The following is a 20,293-nucleotide window of genomic DNA, read 5'->3' on the forward strand; positions in this document are numbered from 1 at the left end:
CGTCCCGCGACGCGCCTCGCGCCCGAGAACGGAGCCGCCGTCATGGCCACAGCCGTGACCCCGCCCCCCAAGGCACCCAGCCGCCGCACCGGCGCGGCGCCCCGCCGACTTCCGTATCTGCTCATCGCCCCCGCCGGGCTGCTGATGCTGGGCTTCATCGCCTATCCCGTCATCAGCGTCTTCTTCTACAGCCTTCAGCACTACAACCCCACCAAGCCCTGGCGCAACGGCTTCGCCGGCTGGGACAACTTCGTCCGCGTCTTCACCGACGACCCGCACTTCTGGGGCACGCTGAGCTTCAGCCTCAAGTGGGTCGTCGTGGAGGTGACCCTGCAGCTGCTGTTCGGCCTGGCCCTCGCGCTGATCGTCAACCAGACCTTCGTCGGCCGTGCCGTGGGCCGCGCCCTGGTCTTCTCGCCGTGGGCCGTCTCCGGCGTCCTGACCTCCGCCATCTGGGTGCTGCTCTACAACTCCCAGACAGGTGTGACCCGTTACCTCGCGGACCTGGGGATCGGGGAGTACGGCACGTCCTGGCTGTCCGACACGGCCACCGTCTTCCCCGCCGTGGTCGTCGCCGACCTGTGGCGAGGGGTGCCGTTCTTCGCGATCCTCATCCTCGCCGATCTGCAGTCCGTGCCGAAGGACCTGTACGAGGCGGCCGAGGTCGACGGTGCGGGCAGGCTGCGGCAGTTCCTCCACATCACGCTGCCGCACCTGAAGGACGCGATCGTCCTCTCCACCCTGCTGCGGGCGGTGTGGGAGTTCAACAACGTGGACCTGCTCTACACCCTGACCGGCGGCGGCCCGGCCGGCGAGACGACCACGCTGCCGCTGTACATCGCCAACACCAGCGTCGACGCGCACAACTTCGGCTACGCCTCCGCGCTCACCACGGTCGCGTTCGTGATCCTTCTCTTCTGCTCGATGGTCTATCTGCGCCTGAGCAAGTTCGGAGGCGAGAGCAAGTGACGGCCCCGGAACACACGTTGACCGCGCCGACCGCGCCCGCGACGGTGCCGGGAGGTCCGCCGCCGCGCACCCCGGCGCCCGCCTCCCGCCGGCGGCGCCGCGCCTGGGACGAGGCCCCGCGCTGGCAGATCTACCTCCCGCTCGGCGTGTATCTCCTCTTCACCCTGATCCCCTTCTACTGGATCCTGCTCTTCGCCCTCCGCCCGGCCGGCTCGACCTCGCTCGTGCCCTGGCCGATGACCACCGAGCACTTCGAGAAGGTGTGGACCGAGCGCGGCTTCGCCACCTTCTTCCAGAACAGTCTGCTCATCGGCGTGGCGACTCTGGTGATGACCACCGTGGTCGCCCTGGCCGGTGGCTACGCCCTGGCGCGCTTCGACTTCCGGATCAAGAAGGGCTTCATGCTGGCCCTGCTCTGCTCCCAGTTCGTCCCGGGCGCGCTGCTGCTGGTCCCGTTGTTCCAGATCTTCGCCAATCTACGGATGATCAACTCGCTGGGCAGCGTCATCATCGCGGAGACCGTCTTCCAGCTCCCGCTGTCGATGATCCTCATCAGCGGCTTCATCAGGAACGTGCCGTACTCCCTGGAGGAGGCCGCCTGGGTCGACGGCTGCGGTCGTTTCGCGGCGTTCCGCATCGTGGTACTGCCGCTGCTGCGCCCTGGCCTGGTCGCCGTCGGCTCCTTCGCCTTCGTCCATGCCTGGAACCACTTCCTCTTCGCGCTGATGTTCCTCAGCAGCCAGGAGAAGCAGACGATCCCGGTGGGCCTCAACACCCTCATGGGCGCCGACAGCGTCGACCTGGGGGCGCTTGCCGCCGGTGGTGTCATCGCGGCCGTGCCCGTCGTGATCGTGTTCGCCTTCATCCAGAAGTGGCTGGTCACCGGGTTCAGCGCGGGGGCGGTGAAGGGATGAACGCCACCTCCGGGCCCGCACCCGCGTCCGCTCCCCTCCCCCTGGTCCTGGCCGGCGCGCGCGGCCACGGCCGCTGGCACCTGCGCAACATCCGCCGTCTGGAAGGGCTCGGGCTCGTCCGGCTGGCCGGGATCTGCGAGCCCCGGCCGCTCGACGCGGCGGAGCTGCGGGACGCGGCGGGGCCGCTCGACTCCGGCGCGCCGCGGTCGCGGGAGTCGGGCGCGCCGGACGCCCGGAGCTCCGCTGGGCCGGAGCAGTCCGCCGACCTCGACGCGCTCCTGGCCTCCACCGGGGCGCGGATCGCGGTGGTCTGCACGCCGATCCAGACCCACACCGACCTGGCGCTGACCGCCGCCCGCCGAGGCGCCCACGTGCTCCTGGAGAAGCCGCCGGCCCCGTCGTTCGCGGAGTTCCGGCGGATGGCGGACGGGGTGGCGGCGGCGGGGGTCGCCTGCCAGATCGGCTTCCAGTCGATGGGGTCGCACGCCGTCCCCGCGATCCGGCGACTGGTGGCCGAGGGCGCCATCGGCGAACTCCTCGGCATCGGCGCGGCCGGGGCCTGGGTCCGTGACGAGGCGTACTTCCGGCGCGCGCCGTGGTCGGGGCGGCGGCGCCTGGACGGGGCCGACGTCGTCGACGGGGCGCTCACCAATCCGCTGGCGCACGCCGTCGCGACGGCGCTCGCGCTCGCCGGGAGCACCCGGGCGGAGGAGGTGGAGCGCATCGAGACGGAGCTGCTGCGCGCCCACGCGATCGAGGCCGACGACACCTCGTGCGTGCGGGTCGTGACGGCCCGGGGCGTCCGGGTGACGGTGGCGGCGACGCTGTGCGCCGAGACGGCGTCGGAACCGTACGTCCTCGTCCACGGCAGCCGGGGCCGGATCACGTTCTGGTACAAGCAGGACCGGGTGCTGCTCCAGCGGGGCGGCCACGGCCCGGAGGAGACCGTCCACGGCCGCACCGACCTGCTGGAGAACCTGATAACGCACGTGACCCGGGGCGAGGCGCTGTGCGTGCCGCCCGAGGACACCGGTGCCTTCATGCGGGTGGTGGAGGCGATCCGGCTGGCCCCCGACCCCGTGCCGTTGCCGGAGGCGTACTGGCGCGCCGAGGCCGGGGAGAACGGGCCGCGCCGGGTCGTCGCCGGCATCGACGCCCTCGTCGGGCGGAGCGCCGACACCCTCGGCCTCTACTCCGAACTCGGCGCCCCCTGGGCGCTCGCGGCCGCGGCGGAGGTCCGATGAACCCCGCGCTCGTCCTGCGCTGCGCCGGCCGTCCGGTCGCCCGCTATGTCACTGAGCCCGAGCTGTCGGCCGACCACGCGCCCCGGCCATATCTGCACCCCGTCACCACCCTGGCGGGGGTCCGGGTCACCGAGCTGCTGCCCGCGGACCATCCGCACCACCTCGGGGCGGGCCTGGCCGTGGCCGACGTGGCGGGACACAACTTCTGGGGCGGGCGCACCTTCGTCCGCGACCGGGGCCCGACGGTGCTCGACAACCACGGCGTGCAGCGGCACGACGGATTCGTCCGACGCGATCCGGGCGGATTCGCGCAGGTGTTGAGCTGGACGGCGGCGGACCGCGTGCTGTTGCGGGAGCACCGGACGGTGGCCGTGGCGGCGCTGACCGGCCCGGCGTGGGCGCTGGACGTCGCGTTCTCCCTCACCAACGTCTCGGGCGCGGACCTGTCGGTGGGCAGCCCGGCGACCAACGGGCGCCCGGGCGCGGCCTACGGCGGCTTCTTCTGGCGCGCGCCGAAGGAGGCGGCCGCGCCGGCCGTGTTCAGCGCCGACGCGATCGGCGAGGAGGCGGTGCACGGTGCGTGCTCCGACTGGGTGGCGCTGGCGGGTGCGGGCTGGACGCTGGTGTTCGCCGGGGCGACGGAGCGGACCCGGCGTGATCCGTGGTTCGTCCGGGCCGCCGAGTATCCGGGGGTCGGCTCCTCGCTGGCCCCTGACCGGCGGCTGACGGTGGAGGCCGGCGGAAGCGTCGTACGCCGGGTGGTCACCGTGGTCGCCGACGGCCGCCTGGGCCGCTCCGAGGCCGCGGCGCTGGTCCGCGAGGCGGTCACCGCGTGAGCGACGCCCGGGGCAGGACGCGCACCCCCGGGACGGCTCCCGCCACGAGCGGCCACCGCGGTCCCGGCACCCCCTGACCGTCGCCCGTCACCCTCCCGAGCCGTACCTCCCGTACTCCCCCACGCCTGAAGACCCCCCGGCACCACCCCCGCAAGTCCCGTGCAGGACCCGAGAGAAGAGAGCCGACGATGACCATTCCCCGTGGCGGACGGCGCCGAGCCGTCCGCGCCCTCGCCCTGACGACCGTGCTCGCCCTGACCGCCGCCGCCTGCGGAGACGACGGCAGCGGAGCGGGCGGCGACAAGGGCGGCGAGGGTTCGGGCAAGGGAGAGATCACCTTCTGGGACAACAACGGCGGTGTCCGCACCGACGTCTGGAAGGAGATCATCGAGGACTTCGAGAAGCAGAACCCCGACATCGGGGTGACGTACGTCGGGATCGCCTCCACCGAGGTGCAGTCCAAGTACGACACGGCCATCCAGGGCGGCGGCCTGCCGGACGTCGGTGGTGTCGGAGCGGCGATGCTCGCCGGGATCGCCGCCCAGAACGCCCTGGAGCCGCTGGACGCCCGGATCGAGGGCAGCTCGCTCCGGGGCAAGCTGAACGCGGGCATGGTCGAGAGCGTGAAGTCGGCGGGCGGCCAGGGCAGGCTCTTCACCGTCCCGACCTCGGCGAGCAACGGCGTCCTCTACTACCGCACCGACCTCTTCGCCGCCGCGGGCCTGGCGGAGCCCACCACCTGGTCGGCGTTCTACGCCGCCGCCGACAAGCTCACGGCCAAGGACCGGAACAGGTTCGGCTACACCATCCGCGGCGGCTCCGGCTCCATCGCCCAGGCCCTGGACGCCATGTACGGCCAGAGCGGCATCACGAGCTTCTGGAACGGCGACACGACCACGGTCAACGACCCCGCGAACGTGGCCGCGCTGGAGAAGTACGCCGGTCTGTTCAAGAAGAACACCCCGGCGGCGGACGTCAACAACGACTTCACCAAGATGGTCGCGCAGTGGGACAGCGGCGAGATCGGCATGCTGAACCACAACCTGGGATCGTACAAGGACCATGTGAAGGCCCTCGGCACGGCGAAGTTCCGGGGCATCCCGAACCCGACGAAGGACGACGGCACCCGGGTCCAGGTCTCCCACCCCGTCGACGGCCTGGGGCTGTTCTCGTCGAGCAGGAACAAGGCCGCGGCCTGGAAGTTCATCGAGTTCGCCGCCTCGCACGCCTCGAACAGCAAGTGGAACGAGTCGGCCGGCGCCATCCCGGCCCACACCGACGCGGCCGAGGACGCCTGGATCCGGAAGGCCGAGCCGACGAAGCTCGCCGCCGACGTCCTCTTCGGCGGCAAGGCCGCCATCGTGCAGCTGCCGTACTACCTGCCGGACTGGAACACCATCTCCAAGGCCGACAACGAGCCCGCCTTCCAGAAGCTGCTGCTGGGCAAGGCCACGGCCAAGGAGTTCCTGGACGGCCTGGCCGAGCAGCTGAACGCGGCGCAGGCCGAGTGGAAGGCGCAGAAGAAGTGACGCCGGACCCCGCACGCCGTGGGGTGATCGCGGCCGGGGCGGGCCTCACGCCCGCCCCTGCCGCGGCCCCCGCCGGATGCATCACCTGGCCCGAACCCAAGGAGAGCTGACCCGTGAGACAGACACACCTGTGGGCCGTGGGCGCGACCGCCCTCGCCCTGACCGTCACCGGTCCCGCCGCCACGGCGCACACCGGGCCGGATCCGGCCCGGCAGAGCCTCCCCGCCGGGGACGGATGGGCCTCCGAGGGCGCCGGGACCAGCGGCGGCGCCGAAGCCGCCCCCTCCCGGGTCTTCACCGTCACCACCTGGGAGCAGCTGCGGGCCGCGCTCGCCGCCCCCGGCACCGGCCCGAGGATCGTCAAGGTCAGGGGGACGCTGGACGCGACCGCCGCCGGATGCCCGGCCTTCGAGGCCGCCGGATACGACTTCGACCGATACCTCGCCGACTACGACCCGGCCGTCTGGGGGTACGACACGCCGGTGAGCGGCCCGCAGGAGGAACGGCGGGCGGCCTCCGCCGAGGCGCAGGCCCAGGCGATCAAGGCGTACGTCCCCGCCGACACCACGATCATCGGCATCGGCCGGAACGCCGGGATCACCGGCGGGAGTCTGCAGATCCAGGGCGTCGACAACGTGGTGGTCCGGAACCTGACGCTGGAGAGCCCGCTCGACTGCTTCCCGCAGTGGGATCCGACGGACGGCGCGACCGGCGCTTGGAACTCCGAGTACGACAGCATGGTCGTGTACGGCTCCACGCACGTGTGGATCGACCACAACACGTTCACGGACGGCGCGCACCCGGACAGTTCGCTGCCGTCGTACTACGGCGAGGTCTACCAGCAGCACGACGGCGAACTGGACGTGGTGCGCGGCGCCGACCTCGTGACCGTCTCCTGGAACGTCTTCGCCGACCACGACAAGACCCTGATGATCGGCAACAGCGACAGCGCGGGTGCGACCGACCGGGACAGGCTGCGGGTCACGCTGCACCACAACCTCTTCGAGAACGTGATCGAACGGGCGCCGCGCGTCCGCTTCGGCAAGGTCGACGCGTACAACAACCACTTCGTCGTGCCGGCGGCCGGATACCAGTACAGCCTCGGTGTCGGACAGGAGTCCCGGCTCGTCGCCGAGAAGAACGCGTTCACGGTGCCGGCGGGCGTCGGCGCCGGGAAGATCCTGAAGAAGTGGAAGGACTCCCCGGTCACGACCGCGGACAATCACGTCAACGGCCGGCCCGTCGACCTGTTGGCCGTCCACAACGCGGAGTTCCCGGACGAGGCCCTGCGCGGGGACGCCGGCTGGACGCCGGTGCTCCGCACCCGGGTCGATCACCCGAGGGCCGTGCCGGCCCTGGTCGGGCACCGCGCGGGCGCGGGCCGGCTGCGCTGATCCCCCGGGCCCCCGGGCAGCGGGCGGCCCCGGGGCCCGGCGTCCGGCGTCCGGCGTCCGGCCGGGTTCGGCGTCCGGCATCCTGTGTCCGGCGTCCGGCCGGGATCGGCCCACGTCGGGAAGGGTCCAACCCGGCCGCGAAGAGTCCAACAGTCCGGCGCGCCGACGGGGTTGTGCGGAGGAAGTCGTCAGGATGGGATGGACGGGATGCCGTCCTCCGTGTCCTCTCCGTCCTCTCCGTCCTCTCCCGCAGGAGCTTCATGTCCTCCCTGCCCTGGTACGAAGACGTCTCCCCCGGCCGCGGCTGCCTGCCGCCCCGCGCCTGGTACGCCCGCTCGGACGCCGTCTCCCTCTCGCTGAACGGGACATGGGCCTTCCGGCTCTCCCCCGCCGCCGACGCCGAGGACACCTCCTCCGCCGCCGAGGGGTACGACTCCGGCGGCTGGGACGAGATCGCGGTCCCCGGCCACTGGGTGCTCCAGGGCAAGGACCGCGGCTCCCCCGCGTACACCAACATCCTCTATCCCTTCCCGGTCGACCCGCCCCGCGTCCCCGGCGAGAACCCCACCGGCGATCATCTGCGCCGCTTCGACCTCCCGGACGGCTGGCCGGAGGCGGGTGGTGCCGTGCTGCGCTTCGACGGCGTGGAGTCCGCGGCGCGGGTGTGGCTCAACGGCGAGGAGCTGGGCACGTTCAAGGGCTCCCGGCTGCCGCACGAGTTCGCGGTCGGGGCGCTGCTGAAGCCTCGGGGCAACGTGCTCGCCGTCCGGGTCCACCAGTGGTCATCCGGCTCGTATCTGGAGGACCAGGACCAGTGGTGGCTGCCGGGCATCTTCCGGGACGTCACTCTGCACCACCGCCCCGAGGGCGCCGTCGGGGACTTCTTCGTGCACGCCTCGTACGACCACACCACCGCCACGGGCACCCTGCGCGTGGAGAGCGACGTGCCGGGGCGGGTCGTCGTGCCGGAGCTGGGCGTCGACGGGGCGACCGGTGACGCGGTGACGGTGGCGGTCGAGCCGTGGTCCGCGGAGTCGCCCCGCCTCTACGACGGCGAGCTGGCCGTCGGCGGCGAACGCGTCCGTCTGCGCGTCGGGTTCCGGACGGTCCTGGTCGAGGACGGAGTCCTCACGGTAAACGGCCGCCGGATCCTCTTCCGCGGGGTGAACCGGCACGAGTTCCACCCGGAGACCGGCCGGAGCCTCGACCTGGCGACCATGCGCCAGGACGTGGAGCTGATGAAGCGGCACAACATCAACGCGGTGCGCACCTCGCACTATCCGCCGCATCCCGCCTTCCTGGACCTGTGCGACGAGTACGGCCCGTGGGTGATCGACGAGTGCGATCTGGAGACGCACGGCTTCCAGCGGTTCGGCTGGCGGGGCAATCCGGTGGCCGACGACTCCTGGACCCCGGCGCTGCTCGACCGGGCGGCCCGGACGGTGGAGCGCGACAAGAACCACGCCTCGGTGATCATCTGGTCGCTCGGCAACGAGTGCGGGACCGGCGCGGGGCTGACCGCGATGGCGGCGTGGATCCGCGACCGCGATCCGTCACGGCCCCTCCACTACGAAGGCGACCGGTCCTGCGCGGACACGGACCTGTACTCCCGGATGTACGCCTCGCACGCCGAGGTCGAGGAGATCGGCCGCCGGGAGGACGAAGGCCCCGAGGCCCGGCGCGCGCTCCCCTTCATCCTCTGCGAGTACGCGCACGCCATGGGCAACGGGCCCGGCGGCCTCTCCGAGTACCAGCGGCTCTTCGAGCGGTACGAACGCTGCCAGGGCGGCTTCGTCTGGGAGTGGATCGACCACGGCCTCGCCCATCCCGAGTACGGCTACGGCTACGGCGGCGACTTCGGCGAGGAGCTGCACGACGGCAACTTCGTCTGCGACGGGCTGCTGTTCCCCGACCGGACCCCGTCGCCCGGCCTGGTCGAGTACAAGAAGGTGATCGAGCCGGTGCGCATCGAGCCGGCCGGGGGCGGTTCGAAGGCCGACGGGGGTGGTGCCGGCGGCGGCTCGGGCGTCGACTCGTATGGCGGATCCGTGCGGATCACCAATCTGTACGACGTCGTCGACCTCTCCGGGCTCTCCTTCACCTGGTCGTACCTGGTGGACGGAGTGACCGTCGCCGACGGGCCGCTGGCCGTGCCCGCCCTCGCCCCCGGGGAGAGCGCCGAGGTCGCCCTGCCCGCTCCGCCCGCGCACGACGGAGACGGGGAGGGGCGGAGGGAGCGGACCTGGACGGTACAGGCGCTGCTCGCCGCCGACACCGCCTGGGCCCCCGCGGGCCACGAGATCGCCTGGGGTCAACTCCCGCTCCCCGCACCGGCCGTGGCCCGGCGCGAGGTGCTCGGGGCGCGGCCGGGCGCCTCGGGGCTCATCACGCTCGGCCCGGCGTCCTTCGACGCCCGGACGGGCGAACCGCTCTCCCTCGCGGGCATCCCCGTACGCGGACTGCGCCTCGACGTCTGGCGGGCGCCGACCGACAACGACAACGGCGCGTGGTGGAAGCCGGACGAGTGTTACGGAGCGCGGTGGCGCGAGGCGGGACTGCACCGGATGCGGCACCGCGTCGACGCGGTGGAGACGGACGGGGAGGGGCTGACGGTACGGACCCGGGTGGCGCCCGCCGCCCTGGACGCGGGGCTCGCCACCGCGTACCGCTGGACCTCCGACGGGACCCGGCTGCGGCTCACGGTCCGCGTCGTCCCCGAGGGCGACTGGCCGTTGCCCCTCCCCCGGCTCGGGGTCCGGCTCGGCCTGCCGGCCGCCCTGGACCGGGTCACCTGGTTCGGCGCCGGCCCGGGCGAGGCCTACCCGGATACCCGCGCCGCCGCCCGGCTCGGCCGCTGGGAGACCACCGTGGACGGGCTCCACACGCCGTACGTCCGTCCGCAGGAGAACGGCGCCCGGGCCGACACCCGGTGGCTCGACCTGAGCGGGGAGCACGGCGGACTGCGGGTGGAGGGCGATCCCGCGTTCTGGTTCGCCGCGCGCCGCTGGACCGACGAGCAGCTCGACGCGGCGCAGCACCGGAGCGATCTCGTCCCCGGAGACACCGTCTGGCTTCGGCTCGACCATGCCCAGCAGGGGATCGGCTCGGGCTCCTGCGGCCCGGGCGTGCTGCCCCCGCACCGGCTGCTCGCCGCCCCCGCCACGTTCTCCTTCACCTTCACGGCGCTCGACCGGCCCGCCGTGTGACCCGCCGCCGACGATGAGACGGCCCGCGCCGCCGCCGGCAGGGGGCGCACTCCGGGTGTTCTGCCTGGTCCGCGCGGTCCGCGGGTCGGACGAGAGGGCATGAGAGGGGTTCTCCTCGCGGCTCGGAAAAGGGGCGTGCGGAGAGAAGTGCGCAAGCTCTGAACCAGTGGGAGCGCTCCCACTGTGCAGACGGGACGCGAGGGCGTCAAGGTGCGTGAAGAGTCGAACGCATCGGACCGGGAACTTCTCCGCACCCTCTTTTGCGTGGCGGCGGTTGCCGCTACGGTCTGGCCCCACCAGTGGGAGCGATTCCGTCAGTCGGCGCGTCGTGATCGACGCGCCCTCGCTGCAAGGAGTCGCTCATGCGACATCCCCCACGTCTGTCCGCGCTGCTCGCCGGAGCGGCGCTCACGATGGCGAGCACCGCGTTCGCCGTGGCCGGTACGGCCTCCGGAGCAGGGGCCGCGCCGTCCTGCACGGTCGAGTACGCCGTCGTCGGCCAATGGGCCGGCGGCTTCCAGGGTTCGGTGACCGTCACCAACGGCAGTACGCCGCTGAACGGTTGGAGCCTCGGCTTCGACTTACCGGCCGGCCAGCGGGTGAGCCAGGGCTGGGGCGCGAAGTGGACCCAGTCCGGCGCCCGGGCCACGGCGGCCAACGAGAGCTGGAACGGTTCGCTCGGCACCGGCGCGCGCGTCACGGCCGGCTTCCTCGCGAGCTGGTCGGGCGGCAACACCACGCCCACGGCCTTCACGCTCAACGGATCGGCCTGCGCCGTCGCTCCGGGCCCCGACCCGACCGACCCCACTCCCCCACCGACCCCGACACCCACCCCGAATCCCCCTGACCCCACCGACCCCACGGATCCGCCCGATCCGCCGGCTCCCGTCCCCGGCGCGCCGGAGCTGAGCGTGGCAGGCAACCGCCTCGTCGACCAGAACGGCGCGCCCCGCCGGCTCCTCGGAGTCAACCGGTCCGGCGGCGAGTTCATGTGCGTCCAGGGCCACGGCATCTTCGACGGCCCCGTCGACGACGCCTCGGTCCGCGCCATCGCGGAGTGGGAGGCCGACACCGTCCGCATCCCCCTCAACGAGGAGTGCTGGCTGGGTCTGGACAACATTGACCCCGCCTACCGCGGCGCCGCCTACATCGACGCCGTCAAGGGGCTCGTCGGACGCGTCCTCGCCCACGGCATGACGCCGATCGTCGAGCTGCACTGGACCCACGGCCTGTACACCGGCAACTCGGCGGGCTGCTCCGACGTCCACGCCTCCTGTCAGAAGCCGATGCCCGGCGCCCGGTACACACCGGCGTTCTGGACCTCGGTCGCGGAGACCTTCAAGAACGACCGCCGGGTGGTCTTCGACCTGTTCAACGAGCCCTACCCGGACCGGGCGACCCCCACCGCCGGCCAGGCCTGGACCTGCTGGCGTGACGGCGGCACCTGCCCGGGCATCGGCTACGAGGTCGCCGGAATGCAGGACCTGCTGGACGCTGTCCGCGCGACCGGGGCCCGCAACCTCGTCCTGGTGCCCGGCATCGCGTACTCCAACGACCTGAGCCAGTGGCTCGCCCACGCCCCCACCGACCCCGCGGGCAATCTCGCCGCGGCCTGGCACGTGTACAACTTCAACGCCTGTGTCACCGAGGCGTGCTGGGACGGCGCCCTCGCCCCCGTCGCCGCCCGCGTCCCCCTGGTGGCGGGCGAGATCGGTGAGAACACCTGCGGTCACGGCTTCATCGACCGGGTCATGAAGTGGTTCGACGACCGCTCCCTCTCGTATCTCGGCTGGACCTGGAACACCTGGAACTGCTCATCGGGACCGGCCCTGATCACGTCGTACGACGGCACACCCACCTCATTCGGCATCGGGCTGCGCGACCGTCTGCGCGCCCTGAACGGAAAGGCACTCCGGACATGAGCCGCACAAGCCTCCGCACCACCACGACCGGCCGCGCGGCCCGTCGGACCTCCGGCCGCAGCGCCCTGTTCGCGGCCGTCGGACTGATCACGGCGACCGGCGCGACGGCGACCGTGATGACCTCCACCGCCGGCGCCGCGGCCGCGGGCTGCACGGTCGACTACCGGATCACCCACCAGTGGAACACCGGCTTCGGCGCGGACGTCGTCGTCACCAACACCGGTGACCCGGTGGCCTCGTGGACCCTGGAGTGGTCTTACGCCGGCGACCAGAAGGTCACCCAGGGCTGGAACGCCGCCATCACCCAGTCCGGGGCGGCCGTCACCGCGAAGAGCCTGTCCTACAACGGCTCCTTAACCACGGGCGGTTCGGCCTCCTTCGGCTTCAACGGGTCGTACAGCGGTACGAACGCGGTGCCGGCGACGTTCCGGCTGAACGGCGTCACCTGCAACGGCGCCACCCCGCCGACCGACACGCCCACCACTCCCCCGACCACCCCGCCCACGACACCGCCGCCGGCCGGCGGCAAGGCCGACAACCCGTACGCGGGCGCACGGGTGTACGTGAACCCCGAGTGGTCGGCGAAGGCCGCCGCCGAGCCCGGCGGGACGAAGGTCTCGAACCAGCCCACCGGTGTCTGGCTCGACCGCATCGCCGCCATCGGCGGCGCGAACGGCGGCATGGGCCTGCGCGACCACCTCGACGCCGCCCTGGCGCAGAAGGGCGGCGGTGAGCTGGTCGTCCAGCTGGTGATCTACAACCTGCCGGGGCGGGACTGTGCCGCGCTCGCGTCCAACGGCGAGCTGGGCCCGACCGAGATCGACCGGTACAAGACGCAGTACATCGACCCGATCGCCGCCGTCCTCGCCGACCCCAAGTACGCGGGGCTGCGGATCGTCACCACGGTCGAGATCGACTCCCTGCCCAACCTGGTCACCAACGTCTCCGGGCGCCCCACGGCCACCCCGAACTGCGACGTGATGAAGGCCAACGGCAACTACGTCAAGGGCGTCGGCTACGCGCTGAACAAGCTCGGCTCGATCGCCAACGTCTACAACTACGTCGACGCCGGCCACCACGGCTGGCTGGGCTGGGACGACAACTTCGGCGCCTCCGCCGAACTGTTCAAACAGGCGGCGACCGCCGAGGGCGCCACGGTCGGCCACGTCCACGGCTTCATCGTGAACACCGCCAACTACAGCGCGCTGAAGGAGAACCACTTCGGCATCGGCGACTCCGTCAACGGGGTCTCGGTGCGCCAGTCGAAGTGGGTCGACTGGAACCGCTACGTCGACGAGCTGTCCTACGCCCAGGCGATGCGCGACAAGCTGGTCTCGCTCGGCTTCGATCAGAGGCTCGGCATGCTGATCGACACCTCCCGCAACGGCTGGGGCGGCACCGCGCGGCCGACCGCTCCGGGCGCGCGCACCTCGGTCGACACGTACGTCGACGGGGGGCGCTACGACCGGCGGATCCACCTCGGGAACTGGTGCAACCAGTCGGGGGCGGGCCTCGGCGAACGGCCCCAGGCCGCACCGGCCGCCGGGATCGACGCGTACGTGTGGATGAAGCCGCCGGGCGAGTCGGACGGGGCGAGCAAGGAGATCCCGAACGACGAGGGCAAGGGCTTCGACCGGATGTGCGATCCGACCTACACCGGGAACGCGCGCAACGGCAACAGCATGTCGGGCGCGCTGCCCGACGCTCCGATCTCGGGCCGGTGGTTCTCCGCCCAATTCCAGGAGCTGCTGAAGAACGCCCACCCGGCGCTGTGACGGCACCCGGCCCCCGGTCCCGCCAGGGCCGGGGGCCGGCGGGCGCGTCTCAGCGGACGTCGCCCTCCCAGTCCCAGTGCAGCGGGTCGCCATCGCGCGGGCCGTACTGGGCGCGGCCACCGGGGCCGTACGTCCCTATCTCGGTCGCCAGGGCGGCCGGCTCCCGGAGCTGCGCCGGGGTCCAGCCGGTGACGTCGAGGAGCAGTCCGTCCAGGGGCCCGGCCACCAGTTCCCGGTAGTCGCGCCCCGGCCTGGGCCCCGGGTCGGGGTCGTCGTGGTCGGCGCCGTACACACGGCCTCTCATCAGCTCGTCCATACCCGGCAGCATCGCATCCACCACTGACAATCGCCCGGCCCGTCGCGCACCGAGCGGCGCGACCCCGGCCTGATCGACAAGGCACGACCTAGCTCCCGAGGCGCTCCAGCTTCTCCCGCGCGGCCTGTGCGGCCCGTCCGGCCTCCGCGGCCCGGCATTCGGCCGTTGCGGCGTCGTCGCGTGCCCGGTCCCGGGCCTGTTCGGCCTCGCGGCGGCGCCGTTCCAGATCGGCGAGGCGGTCCTCCGCCTGGGACAGACGCCGGTCGGCCGTCCGCCGGCTCTCCTCGGCCCGCCGCAGCTCCTTGTCGCGCCGCTCCGTCTCCCGCCGGGCCGCCGCCAGCTCCGCCTCCTTCCTCCGTTCCTCCTCCCGGGCGCTCTCCCGCCGCTCGCTCTCCCGTTCCCTCACCGTCTTCTTCCGCCGGTCCTGGGGCTGCTCCGGACGGGCGGTCCCGCCACGCTCCGGCGGGCTCGGCACGGCGGCAGGCCCGGGTTCAAGGCCGGTGAAGCCGACCCTGGCCTGCGGGGCCTTCTCCAGGACTCCCGAGGACCACTGCTCCGCCACCGCCTCGTCGGCGACGACGGCGCGCACGATCTCCTCGATCTCCCGCACCACGGTCTCGCTCACCGGCTGGCCGGCCTCGGCGGCGAGGTCCCGGGCCTGCCTGGCGAGCGCCGCCAGGACGGCGTGCTGCTGGTGGCCGAGCTCTTTGAGGCGTGGGCCGTCCAGGTTCCGGTGGGCCTCCCTGAGCGCCCGGCCGAGCTGGAGCAACCCCTCGGTCTCCTCCGGCCTGTGCCGTACGAGGAGGGTGGAGGCCCAGGCCGCGAGCGTGGGCTTGCGCAGGTCGGCGATCCGCCGCGCCGCGTCGGCGTCCCCCGCGGTGCGGGCCCGGGCGACGGCGGCGTTCCGGGCGGCGGTGAACTCCGCGGGCAGCAGCCCGTACAGCTCCGAGGCGACCTCGTCCACATCCACGTCCACGCCCCCACTGTCGTCGATGCGGCGCTCCGCCGCCCGCCGGGGAGCGCGGGCGCCCCGGCTCGGGGCGGCGGGCACCGGCTCGCGCCCCGCCCCGGAACGCGCTCGTCAGAGAGCGGCAACTCCCATGCGAGCGGCGGGAGTTGATTGGCCGGTTCATCTCTTGCCCTTTCCCGGCCCGCTTCTCCCGATCTTGGCGCAAGGCGTTCCCTGGAGGGCATTCGTCGGCTAGCTTCTGGCGTCACATCCCTGCACCCTTCTCCTCTCCCCGGGCGGATCGCCATGAGCCGTGCCATCGCACTGCGCGAAGTCAGCAAGAGATACGGGCGCGACTCCCTGGCCGTCGAACGGGTTTCCCTCACCGTCCGACCGGGTGAGTTCCTGGTGCTGCTGGGGCCGTCCGGCTGCGGCAAGTCCACGGTGCTGCGCATGATCGCCGGTCTGGAGGACATCACCGAGGGGGAGCTGCTGCTCGACGGGGAGTACGCCAACGACGTACCGCCCCGCGAGCGGGATATCGCCATGGTCTTCCAAAGCTTCGCGCTGTATCCGAACATGACCGGCCGGGCCAACATCGGCTTCCCCCTCAAGCTGCGGGATCCGCGTGGGGACCACGCCCCGCAGGTGGAGGCGACCGCCCGGATGCTCGCCATCGAGGACCTCCTCGACCGGTTCCCCGGGCAGCTGTCGGGCGGCGAACGGCAGCGGGTCGCGATGGGCCGGGCGATCTCCCGGCAGCCGTCCGTCTTCCTGATGGACGAGCCGCTGTCCAGCCTCGACGCCAAGCTGCGCAGCCACCTCCGCGCCGAGATCGCCCGCCTGACCGCCGAGCTGGGCGTGACGACGGTGTACGTGACCCACGACCAGTCCGAGGCGATGTCCCTGGGTCACCGGGTGGCCGTGATGCGGGGCGGTGTGCTCCAGCAGATCAGCACCCCGCGCGAGACGTACGCCCTGCCCGCGAACGTCTTCGTCGCCGCGTTCATCGGCACTCCGCGCATCAGTCTGCTGCAGGCCGTGGTGCACGCGCCGCTGGACGCCCGGATGTCGATCGACCTCGGCCGGCAGCGCCTCGTCCTGCCGGAACCGCTCAGCTCCGACCATCAGTTGCTCCGCATCCAGCAGGGGCGCCGGATCATCGTCGGGCTGCGCTCGGAGGCGGTGCGGATCGCCCCGCCGAGCCAGGCCCGGCCGGGTGAGGTGGCGCTGACCGGGATCGTCGAGCACGTGGAGTACCAGGGCCACGAGGCGTTGGTTCATGTGAACACGGGTTCGCAGCCGGCGGTGGTGGCCGAGCTGGAGGCGCCCCGCCCCCGGCCGGCCGCCGGACGGCGCCGTCGCCCGCCGCGGCGGAACGTCCTCTCCCGTCTGCGGCAGCACGCGGCGGCCCTGTCTTCGCGGCCTGACGCCGGGCCGGACGTCGCCGAGGCCACCGCCCCGGAGTCCGGGCTCCCGGAGACACCGGCCTCGGCGGAGCGGCGGGTGTTCGGCCGCAGCGACCTCGTGGTGCGGACGGGCCCGCACGTCCGCGTGCGGGTGGGGGCGCAGATTCCGCTGCTGGTCGATCTGGCGCAGCTGTACGTGTTCGACCACGGCGGCCGCCGCGTCTGCCCGGCCCCGGACGGCCTGCCGGGCCTGGAGGAGTGACGGCGTCCAGGGCTCCGGTGGCGGCGGCCGGGGCTCGGCAGCCGGGGGCCGGGGCGCCGGTGCGGTCCGTATCCCCGCGCGCATCCGGACGGGGCAGGGGGCCAGGACCAGGGCCCGGTCCAGAGTCTCAGGGCGCGGTGCGCTCCTCCAGGGTCGCGCGCCAGGCCGGGGTGGGCTCCTCGGGGTCCGTCTCGGCGCGGCGGCCGCCGCGCCCGAAGAAGTCGGTGAGCGGCAGGATCGCGGCGCCGACCGTCACGGCGTCCGGCCCCAGGGTGCCGAGGTCGATCCGCACATGGGCGGCCGGGTAGGCGAGGGCGTAGGCGGTGGCGTGGGTACGGACGGAGTCGAGGAAGCGGGAGCCGAGCTGGAGTCCGGCCCACCCTCCGACGAGGATCCGCTCGGGCTGGAAGAGGTTGATCAGGTCGGAGAACCCGGCGCCCAGGTACTCGGCGGTCTCCTCCAGGACGGCCAGCGCGGTGGCATCGGCCTCGCGCGCCGTACGGTCGGCGCCCTGTCCGGTGCCGGGTCCGTGCTCGGCGCCCTGTCCGGTGCCGGGCCCGTGCTCGGTTCCGGGGCCCCCGGTCTGATCCGGGTACGCGGCGGCGAGCATCGCGGTCAGCGCGGTCTCCTCGTCCACGCCGGCCGGAGGCCGTCCGCCCGCCTCCGCCCACCGTTCCAGGAGCGCTTCGGCTCCGGCGTACGCCTCCAGGCAGCCCTGGGCGCCGCAGCGGCACCGCCGCCCCCGTACCCGTACGGTCAGGTGCCCCCACTCCACGGCGCGGCCGGGGCGCATGTCGTCGGAGACGACACAGGCGCCGACGCCGGAGCCGAAGAGCACGACCACGGCGTTGCGGGCGCCGCGCCCGGCGCCGAACCACATCTCCGCCTGTCCGAGCGTCTTGGCGCCGTTGTCGATGTAGTACGGCACGCTGTCGGGGAGCAGTCCGGACGCGCGGAGCAGGCGCTCCAGCGGCACGCCGTCCCAGCCGATGGTCTGGCCGTGCACCACGGCGCCGTCCTCCGGCGTCCTGGCGACGATGCCCGGGACGCCGACGCCGACGCCGAGCAGGGCCTCCGCCGCGATGCCGGCCCGCTCCAGGACCTCGGCGATGCCCTCGCGGAGATGGCCGACGACGACCCCGACGTCGTAGCGGTCGGTGCCCCGCGGGCCCTCGGTCGCGAGCGGTCTCTCCACCCGCGCGAGCTCCGTGAGGGCCAGGTCGAAGAGCTCCACCCGAATCCGGGTCTCGCCGACGTCGACGCCGATCATGTAGCCGCTGTCCGGCCGGATGCGGAGCAGGGTGCGGGGGCGGCCACCGGCGGAGTCGACGCTGCCGGCCTCCTCCACCAGCCCCTCGGCGACCAGTTCGGCCACCACGTTGCTCACGGAACCCGAGCTCAGGCCCGTGACCGGGCCGAGCGAGAAGCGGCTCAGGGGCCCGTCGAAGTACAGGCGTTGCAGTACGGCGGTGCGGTTCTCGCGCCGCAGGTCACGCACCGTACGGCCACTGCGCTGTGTCACCCTGCCCCCTGTCGTCACGTTCCTGTACGCAACATACCGCCGCGTGACTCCTGACGCGCGCCTGATCCGGGGGATGGGGTCAGACGATAAGTTAAGCCGTGATCGGCCTGCCCGGCCCGGAAGGGTCGCTTCCGGGCCGGGCCCGGGCTCATCTGGTCCGGGTCATCCGCCGCCGGCCCGCCGGCTCAGCGGGTCACCGTCCATTTCTGGTTCGCGCCACCGCCGCAGGTCCAGATCTGCAGCCGGGTGCCGTTGGCGGAGCTGTTGCCCGTCGCGTCCAGGCACTTGTCGGCCTGCGGGTTGACGATGTCCCGGGCCGCGTTGGCGACCCATCGCTGCGCGGCGGAGCCGTTGCAGTCCCAGAGCTGGACGGCGGTTCCGTCGGCGGTGCCGCCGGAGGCGACGTCGAGGCACTTGCCGAGCGCGCGGACGGTGCCGTCCGCGCCGACGGTCCACCGCTGGGCCGCGGTGCCGTTGCAGTCGTAGAGCTGCACGGCCGTGCCGTTCGCGGGGTTCGCGCCGGCGACGTCCACGCACTTGCCGCCGAGGCCGGTGATGGGTCCGCCGCCGGTGGGGCCGTCGGCGGTGGTGACGCGGACGTGGTCGACGACGAGCTGCTGCGGGAAGGCGGTGGAGCCGTCCGGGTCGCCGGGCCAGTAACCCCCGACCGCGAGGTTGAGGATCAGGAAGAACGGCTTGTCGAAGACCCAGGAGCGGCCGCCGAGGTCTGCGGGCGTGCGGGTCTGGTAGACGGCTCCGTCGACGGACCAGGTGATCCGGCCGGGCGCCCAGTCGACGGCGAAGGTGTGGAAGGCGTCGGCGAAGGCCTGCCCGCCCGGCAGGGTGTAGCCGGCTCCGATGCCACCGCTTCCGGAGTAGCCCGGGCCGTGGAGCGTCCCGTGGACCGTGGACGGTTCGAAGCCGACGTTCTCCATGATGTCGATCTCGCCCGAGGCCGGCCATCCGACCTGGCCGAGGTCGTGGCCCAGCATCCAGAAGGCGGGCCACATGCCCTGGCCGCGCGGCACCTTCATCCGCGCCTCGACCCTGCCGTACTGGGCGGTGAACTTGCCGGCCGTGTTGAGGCGGGCGGAGGTGTACTCGCACCGGCCGTACCAGCAGGAGTAGTTGCCGGGATTCTCCTTGCGGGCGGTGATCACGAGGTGGCCCTGGCCGTCGAGCGCGGCGTTGCGGTTGCCGGCGGTGTAGTACTGCCGCTCGTGGTTGTTGACGTTGTCGCCGGTCTCCGTCTGCCATCGGCCGCCGTCCACGGCCGCGCCCGCCGGGCCGTCGAACTCGTCGGCGAAGGTGACGGCGGCGGTCTGTGCGACGGGGGCGACGGCCGCCCGCGCCGAGGCGAGGGGCGGATCCGTGTCGGCGTCCGGCATGTCGAGCCCCAGGGCGGCGACGGCGAGGACCGTCACCGCCGTCAGGGCCGACCAGAGCGCGCGCCGTGGTGTGCGGGAGGAGCGCATGACTCTCGCTTCCGTTGGGTGGGGGGAGGACACGGGATGCCATGCCCATGACATTCTGCTGCGGAGACGTCACCTGTCTCCGCTCCTTTGTTGCACACATGATTCAAGGAGTGAGTTAAGTCGTGCGTCAAGGGGCTTGGCAACGACTGTTGCGTCGGTCAGCTCTCCGGCGGGCCGCCCCGCTCGCCGGGCTGCCGCCTGCCCGCCGTCAGCGACGCGACGATGACTCCGGTGAGCACCGCCCAGACGAGCGCGTCCGCTCCGGCGCGGCTCCAGCCGACGGCGCCGAGGAGGACGGCCGCGGCCAGCCCGGCGCCGAGCGCCCGCCGGTCCCGGACGAAGGACCAGACGCGCCGGCCGGCGCCCGGATCGCGCCACTCCAGAAACGCCGCACGGCAGACGAGCGCCGTCGCGGCGATCGCCGCCGTCAGCACGCTCGCGTCCATGGCACCCGCCTTCCCGCTCCGCCCTCCATGCTCCCCCATGGGCCGCCCCCCGCGGCGACGACAGGACGAGGTCTCCTCCCCCGGCGTCGGCCGGCCGCCGGAACGGATCCCGTCCGTGCGTTCCG

At 72.9% G+C, this 20,293-nt stretch carries 15 protein-coding genes; 10 read left to right on the top strand and 5 right to left on the bottom strand.

Annotation, left to right across the window (positions count from 1 at the left end):
- The first annotated feature begins 42 nt into the window (after positions 1-42).
- The 9 genes from ACFZBD_RS01140 to ACFZBD_RS01180 all read left to right on the top strand — a co-directional run bounded on the left by ACFZBD_RS01140 (position 43) and on the right by ACFZBD_RS01180 (position 13,789).
- The gene (locus tag ACFZBD_RS01140) at positions 43-969 is read left to right on the top strand and encodes an ABC transporter permease subunit (protein WP_391133295.1); all 927 of its coding nucleotides are present in this window, start codon (positions 43-45) and stop codon (positions 967-969) included.
- Between the two features lie 44 nt (positions 970-1,013).
- Positions 1,014-1,883, top strand: a complete 870-nt coding sequence (locus ACFZBD_RS01145) for an ABC transporter permease subunit (RefSeq protein WP_391135848.1) — start codon at positions 1,014-1,016, stop codon at positions 1,881-1,883.
- Entirely contained in the window at positions 1,880-3,127 is a 1,248-nt protein-coding gene (locus ACFZBD_RS01150; protein WP_391133298.1) for a Gfo/Idh/MocA family oxidoreductase, read from the top strand. Before ACFZBD_RS01145 ends, ACFZBD_RS01150 begins: the two co-directional genes overlap by 4 nt.
- On the top strand, positions 3,124-3,963 hold the full coding sequence (locus tag ACFZBD_RS01155) for a DUF6807 family protein (RefSeq protein WP_391133301.1): 840 nt from the start codon (positions 3,124-3,126) through the stop codon (positions 3,961-3,963). The genes ACFZBD_RS01150 and ACFZBD_RS01155 overlap by 4 nt, the downstream gene beginning before the upstream one ends.
- Before the next feature lie 188 nt (positions 3,964-4,151).
- Positions 4,152-5,492: an extracellular solute-binding protein gene (locus ACFZBD_RS01160; protein WP_391133304.1), complete on the top strand. Its 1,341-nt coding sequence runs from the start codon at positions 4,152-4,154 to the stop codon at positions 5,490-5,492.
- A 113-nt stretch (positions 5,493-5,605) separates the two neighbouring features.
- Positions 5,606-6,886, top strand: coding sequence for a polysaccharide lyase family 1 protein (locus ACFZBD_RS01165; protein ID WP_391133307.1), 1,281 nt, complete (start codon positions 5,606-5,608; stop codon positions 6,884-6,886).
- A 260-nt stretch (positions 6,887-7,146) separates the two neighbouring features.
- Positions 7,147-10,092 (top strand): glycoside hydrolase family 2 TIM barrel-domain containing protein, encoded by a 2,946-nt coding sequence (locus ACFZBD_RS01170; RefSeq protein ID WP_391133310.1) that lies wholly within the window; start codon positions 7,147-7,149, stop codon positions 10,090-10,092.
- A 362-nt stretch (positions 10,093-10,454) separates the two neighbouring features.
- Positions 10,455-12,014 carry a cellulase family glycosylhydrolase gene (locus tag ACFZBD_RS01175; protein ID WP_391133313.1) on the top strand — a complete coding sequence of 520 codons (1,560 nt, stop codon included), beginning with the start codon at positions 10,455-10,457 and terminating at the stop codon, positions 12,012-12,014.
- A complete protein-coding gene (locus ACFZBD_RS01180; protein WP_391133316.1) occupies positions 12,011-13,789 on the top strand; it encodes a glycoside hydrolase family 6 protein in 1,779 nt (592 codons plus the stop codon). The genes ACFZBD_RS01175 and ACFZBD_RS01180 overlap by 4 nt, the downstream gene beginning before the upstream one ends.
- A gap of 49 nt (positions 13,790-13,838) precedes the next feature.
- Here ACFZBD_RS01180 and ACFZBD_RS01185 read toward each other — a convergent pair whose 3' ends face one another.
- Complete coding sequence (locus tag ACFZBD_RS01185; RefSeq protein WP_391133319.1) at positions 13,839-14,105, bottom strand: hypothetical protein; 267 nt, start codon at positions 14,103-14,105, stop codon at positions 13,839-13,841.
- An 88-nt stretch (positions 14,106-14,193) separates the two neighbouring features.
- Positions 14,194-15,081 carry a hypothetical protein gene (locus ACFZBD_RS01190; protein ID WP_391133322.1) on the bottom strand — a complete coding sequence of 296 codons (888 nt, stop codon included), beginning with the start codon at positions 15,079-15,081 and terminating at the stop codon, positions 14,194-14,196.
- A gap of 279 nt (positions 15,082-15,360) precedes the next feature.
- Here ACFZBD_RS01190 and ACFZBD_RS01195 point away from each other — a divergent pair, with 279 nt between their 5' ends.
- Positions 15,361-16,725 carry an ATP-binding cassette domain-containing protein gene (locus ACFZBD_RS01195; protein WP_391133325.1) on the top strand — a complete coding sequence of 455 codons (1,365 nt, stop codon included), beginning with the start codon at positions 15,361-15,363 and terminating at the stop codon, positions 16,723-16,725.
- Positions 16,726-16,852: 127 nt separating this feature from the next.
- Here the strand turns inward: ACFZBD_RS01195 and ACFZBD_RS01200 are convergent, their stop codons facing one another.
- The 3 genes from ACFZBD_RS01200 to ACFZBD_RS01210 form a co-directional block, all read right to left on the bottom strand.
- Positions 16,853-18,247, bottom strand: coding sequence for an ROK family protein (locus tag ACFZBD_RS01200; RefSeq protein ID WP_391133328.1), 1,395 nt, complete (start codon positions 18,245-18,247; stop codon positions 16,853-16,855).
- Between the two features lie 185 nt (positions 18,248-18,432).
- Complete coding sequence (locus ACFZBD_RS01205) at positions 18,433-19,722, bottom strand: ricin-type beta-trefoil lectin domain protein (RefSeq protein WP_391133331.1); 1,290 nt, start codon at positions 19,720-19,722, stop codon at positions 18,433-18,435.
- A 158-nt stretch (positions 19,723-19,880) separates the two neighbouring features.
- The gene (locus ACFZBD_RS01210) at positions 19,881-20,168 is read right to left on the bottom strand and encodes a hypothetical protein (protein ID WP_391133334.1); all 288 of its coding nucleotides are present in this window, start codon (positions 20,166-20,168) and stop codon (positions 19,881-19,883) included.
- Positions 20,169-20,293: the final 125 nt, after the last annotated feature.

Source organism: Streptomyces sp. NPDC008121, from assembly GCF_042957155.1.
Taxonomy (GTDB): domain Bacteria; phylum Actinomycetota; class Actinomycetes; order Streptomycetales; family Streptomycetaceae; genus Streptomyces.

Coding starts and splice junctions, on each gene's coding strand:
- ACFZBD_RS01140 (WP_391133295.1), top strand. CDS start 43: ATGGCCACAGCCGTGACCCCGCCCCCCAAGGCACCCAGCCGCCGCACC.
- ACFZBD_RS01155 (WP_391133301.1), top strand. CDS start 3,124: ATGAACCCCGCGCTCGTCCTGCGCTGCGCCGGCCGTCCGGTCGCCCGC.
- ACFZBD_RS01180 (WP_391133316.1), top strand. CDS start 12,011: ATGAGCCGCACAAGCCTCCGCACCACCACGACCGGCCGCGCGGCCCGT.
- ACFZBD_RS01210 (WP_391133334.1), bottom strand. CDS start 20,168: ATGGACGCGAGCGTGCTGACGGCGGCGATCGCCGCGACGGCGCTCGTC.
- ACFZBD_RS01175 (WP_391133313.1), top strand. CDS start 10,455: ATGCGACATCCCCCACGTCTGTCCGCGCTGCTCGCCGGAGCGGCGCTC.
- ACFZBD_RS01185 (WP_391133319.1), bottom strand. CDS start 14,105: ATGGACGAGCTGATGAGAGGCCGTGTGTACGGCGCCGACCACGACGAC.
- ACFZBD_RS01205 (WP_391133331.1), bottom strand. CDS start 19,722: ATGCGCTCCTCCCGCACACCACGGCGCGCGCTCTGGTCGGCCCTGACG.
- ACFZBD_RS01160 (WP_391133304.1), top strand. CDS start 4,152: ATGACCATTCCCCGTGGCGGACGGCGCCGAGCCGTCCGCGCCCTCGCC.
- ACFZBD_RS01170 (WP_391133310.1), top strand. CDS start 7,147: ATGTCCTCCCTGCCCTGGTACGAAGACGTCTCCCCCGGCCGCGGCTGC.
- ACFZBD_RS01150 (WP_391133298.1), top strand. CDS start 1,880: ATGAACGCCACCTCCGGGCCCGCACCCGCGTCCGCTCCCCTCCCCCTG.
- ACFZBD_RS01195 (WP_391133325.1), top strand. CDS start 15,361: ATGAGCCGTGCCATCGCACTGCGCGAAGTCAGCAAGAGATACGGGCGC.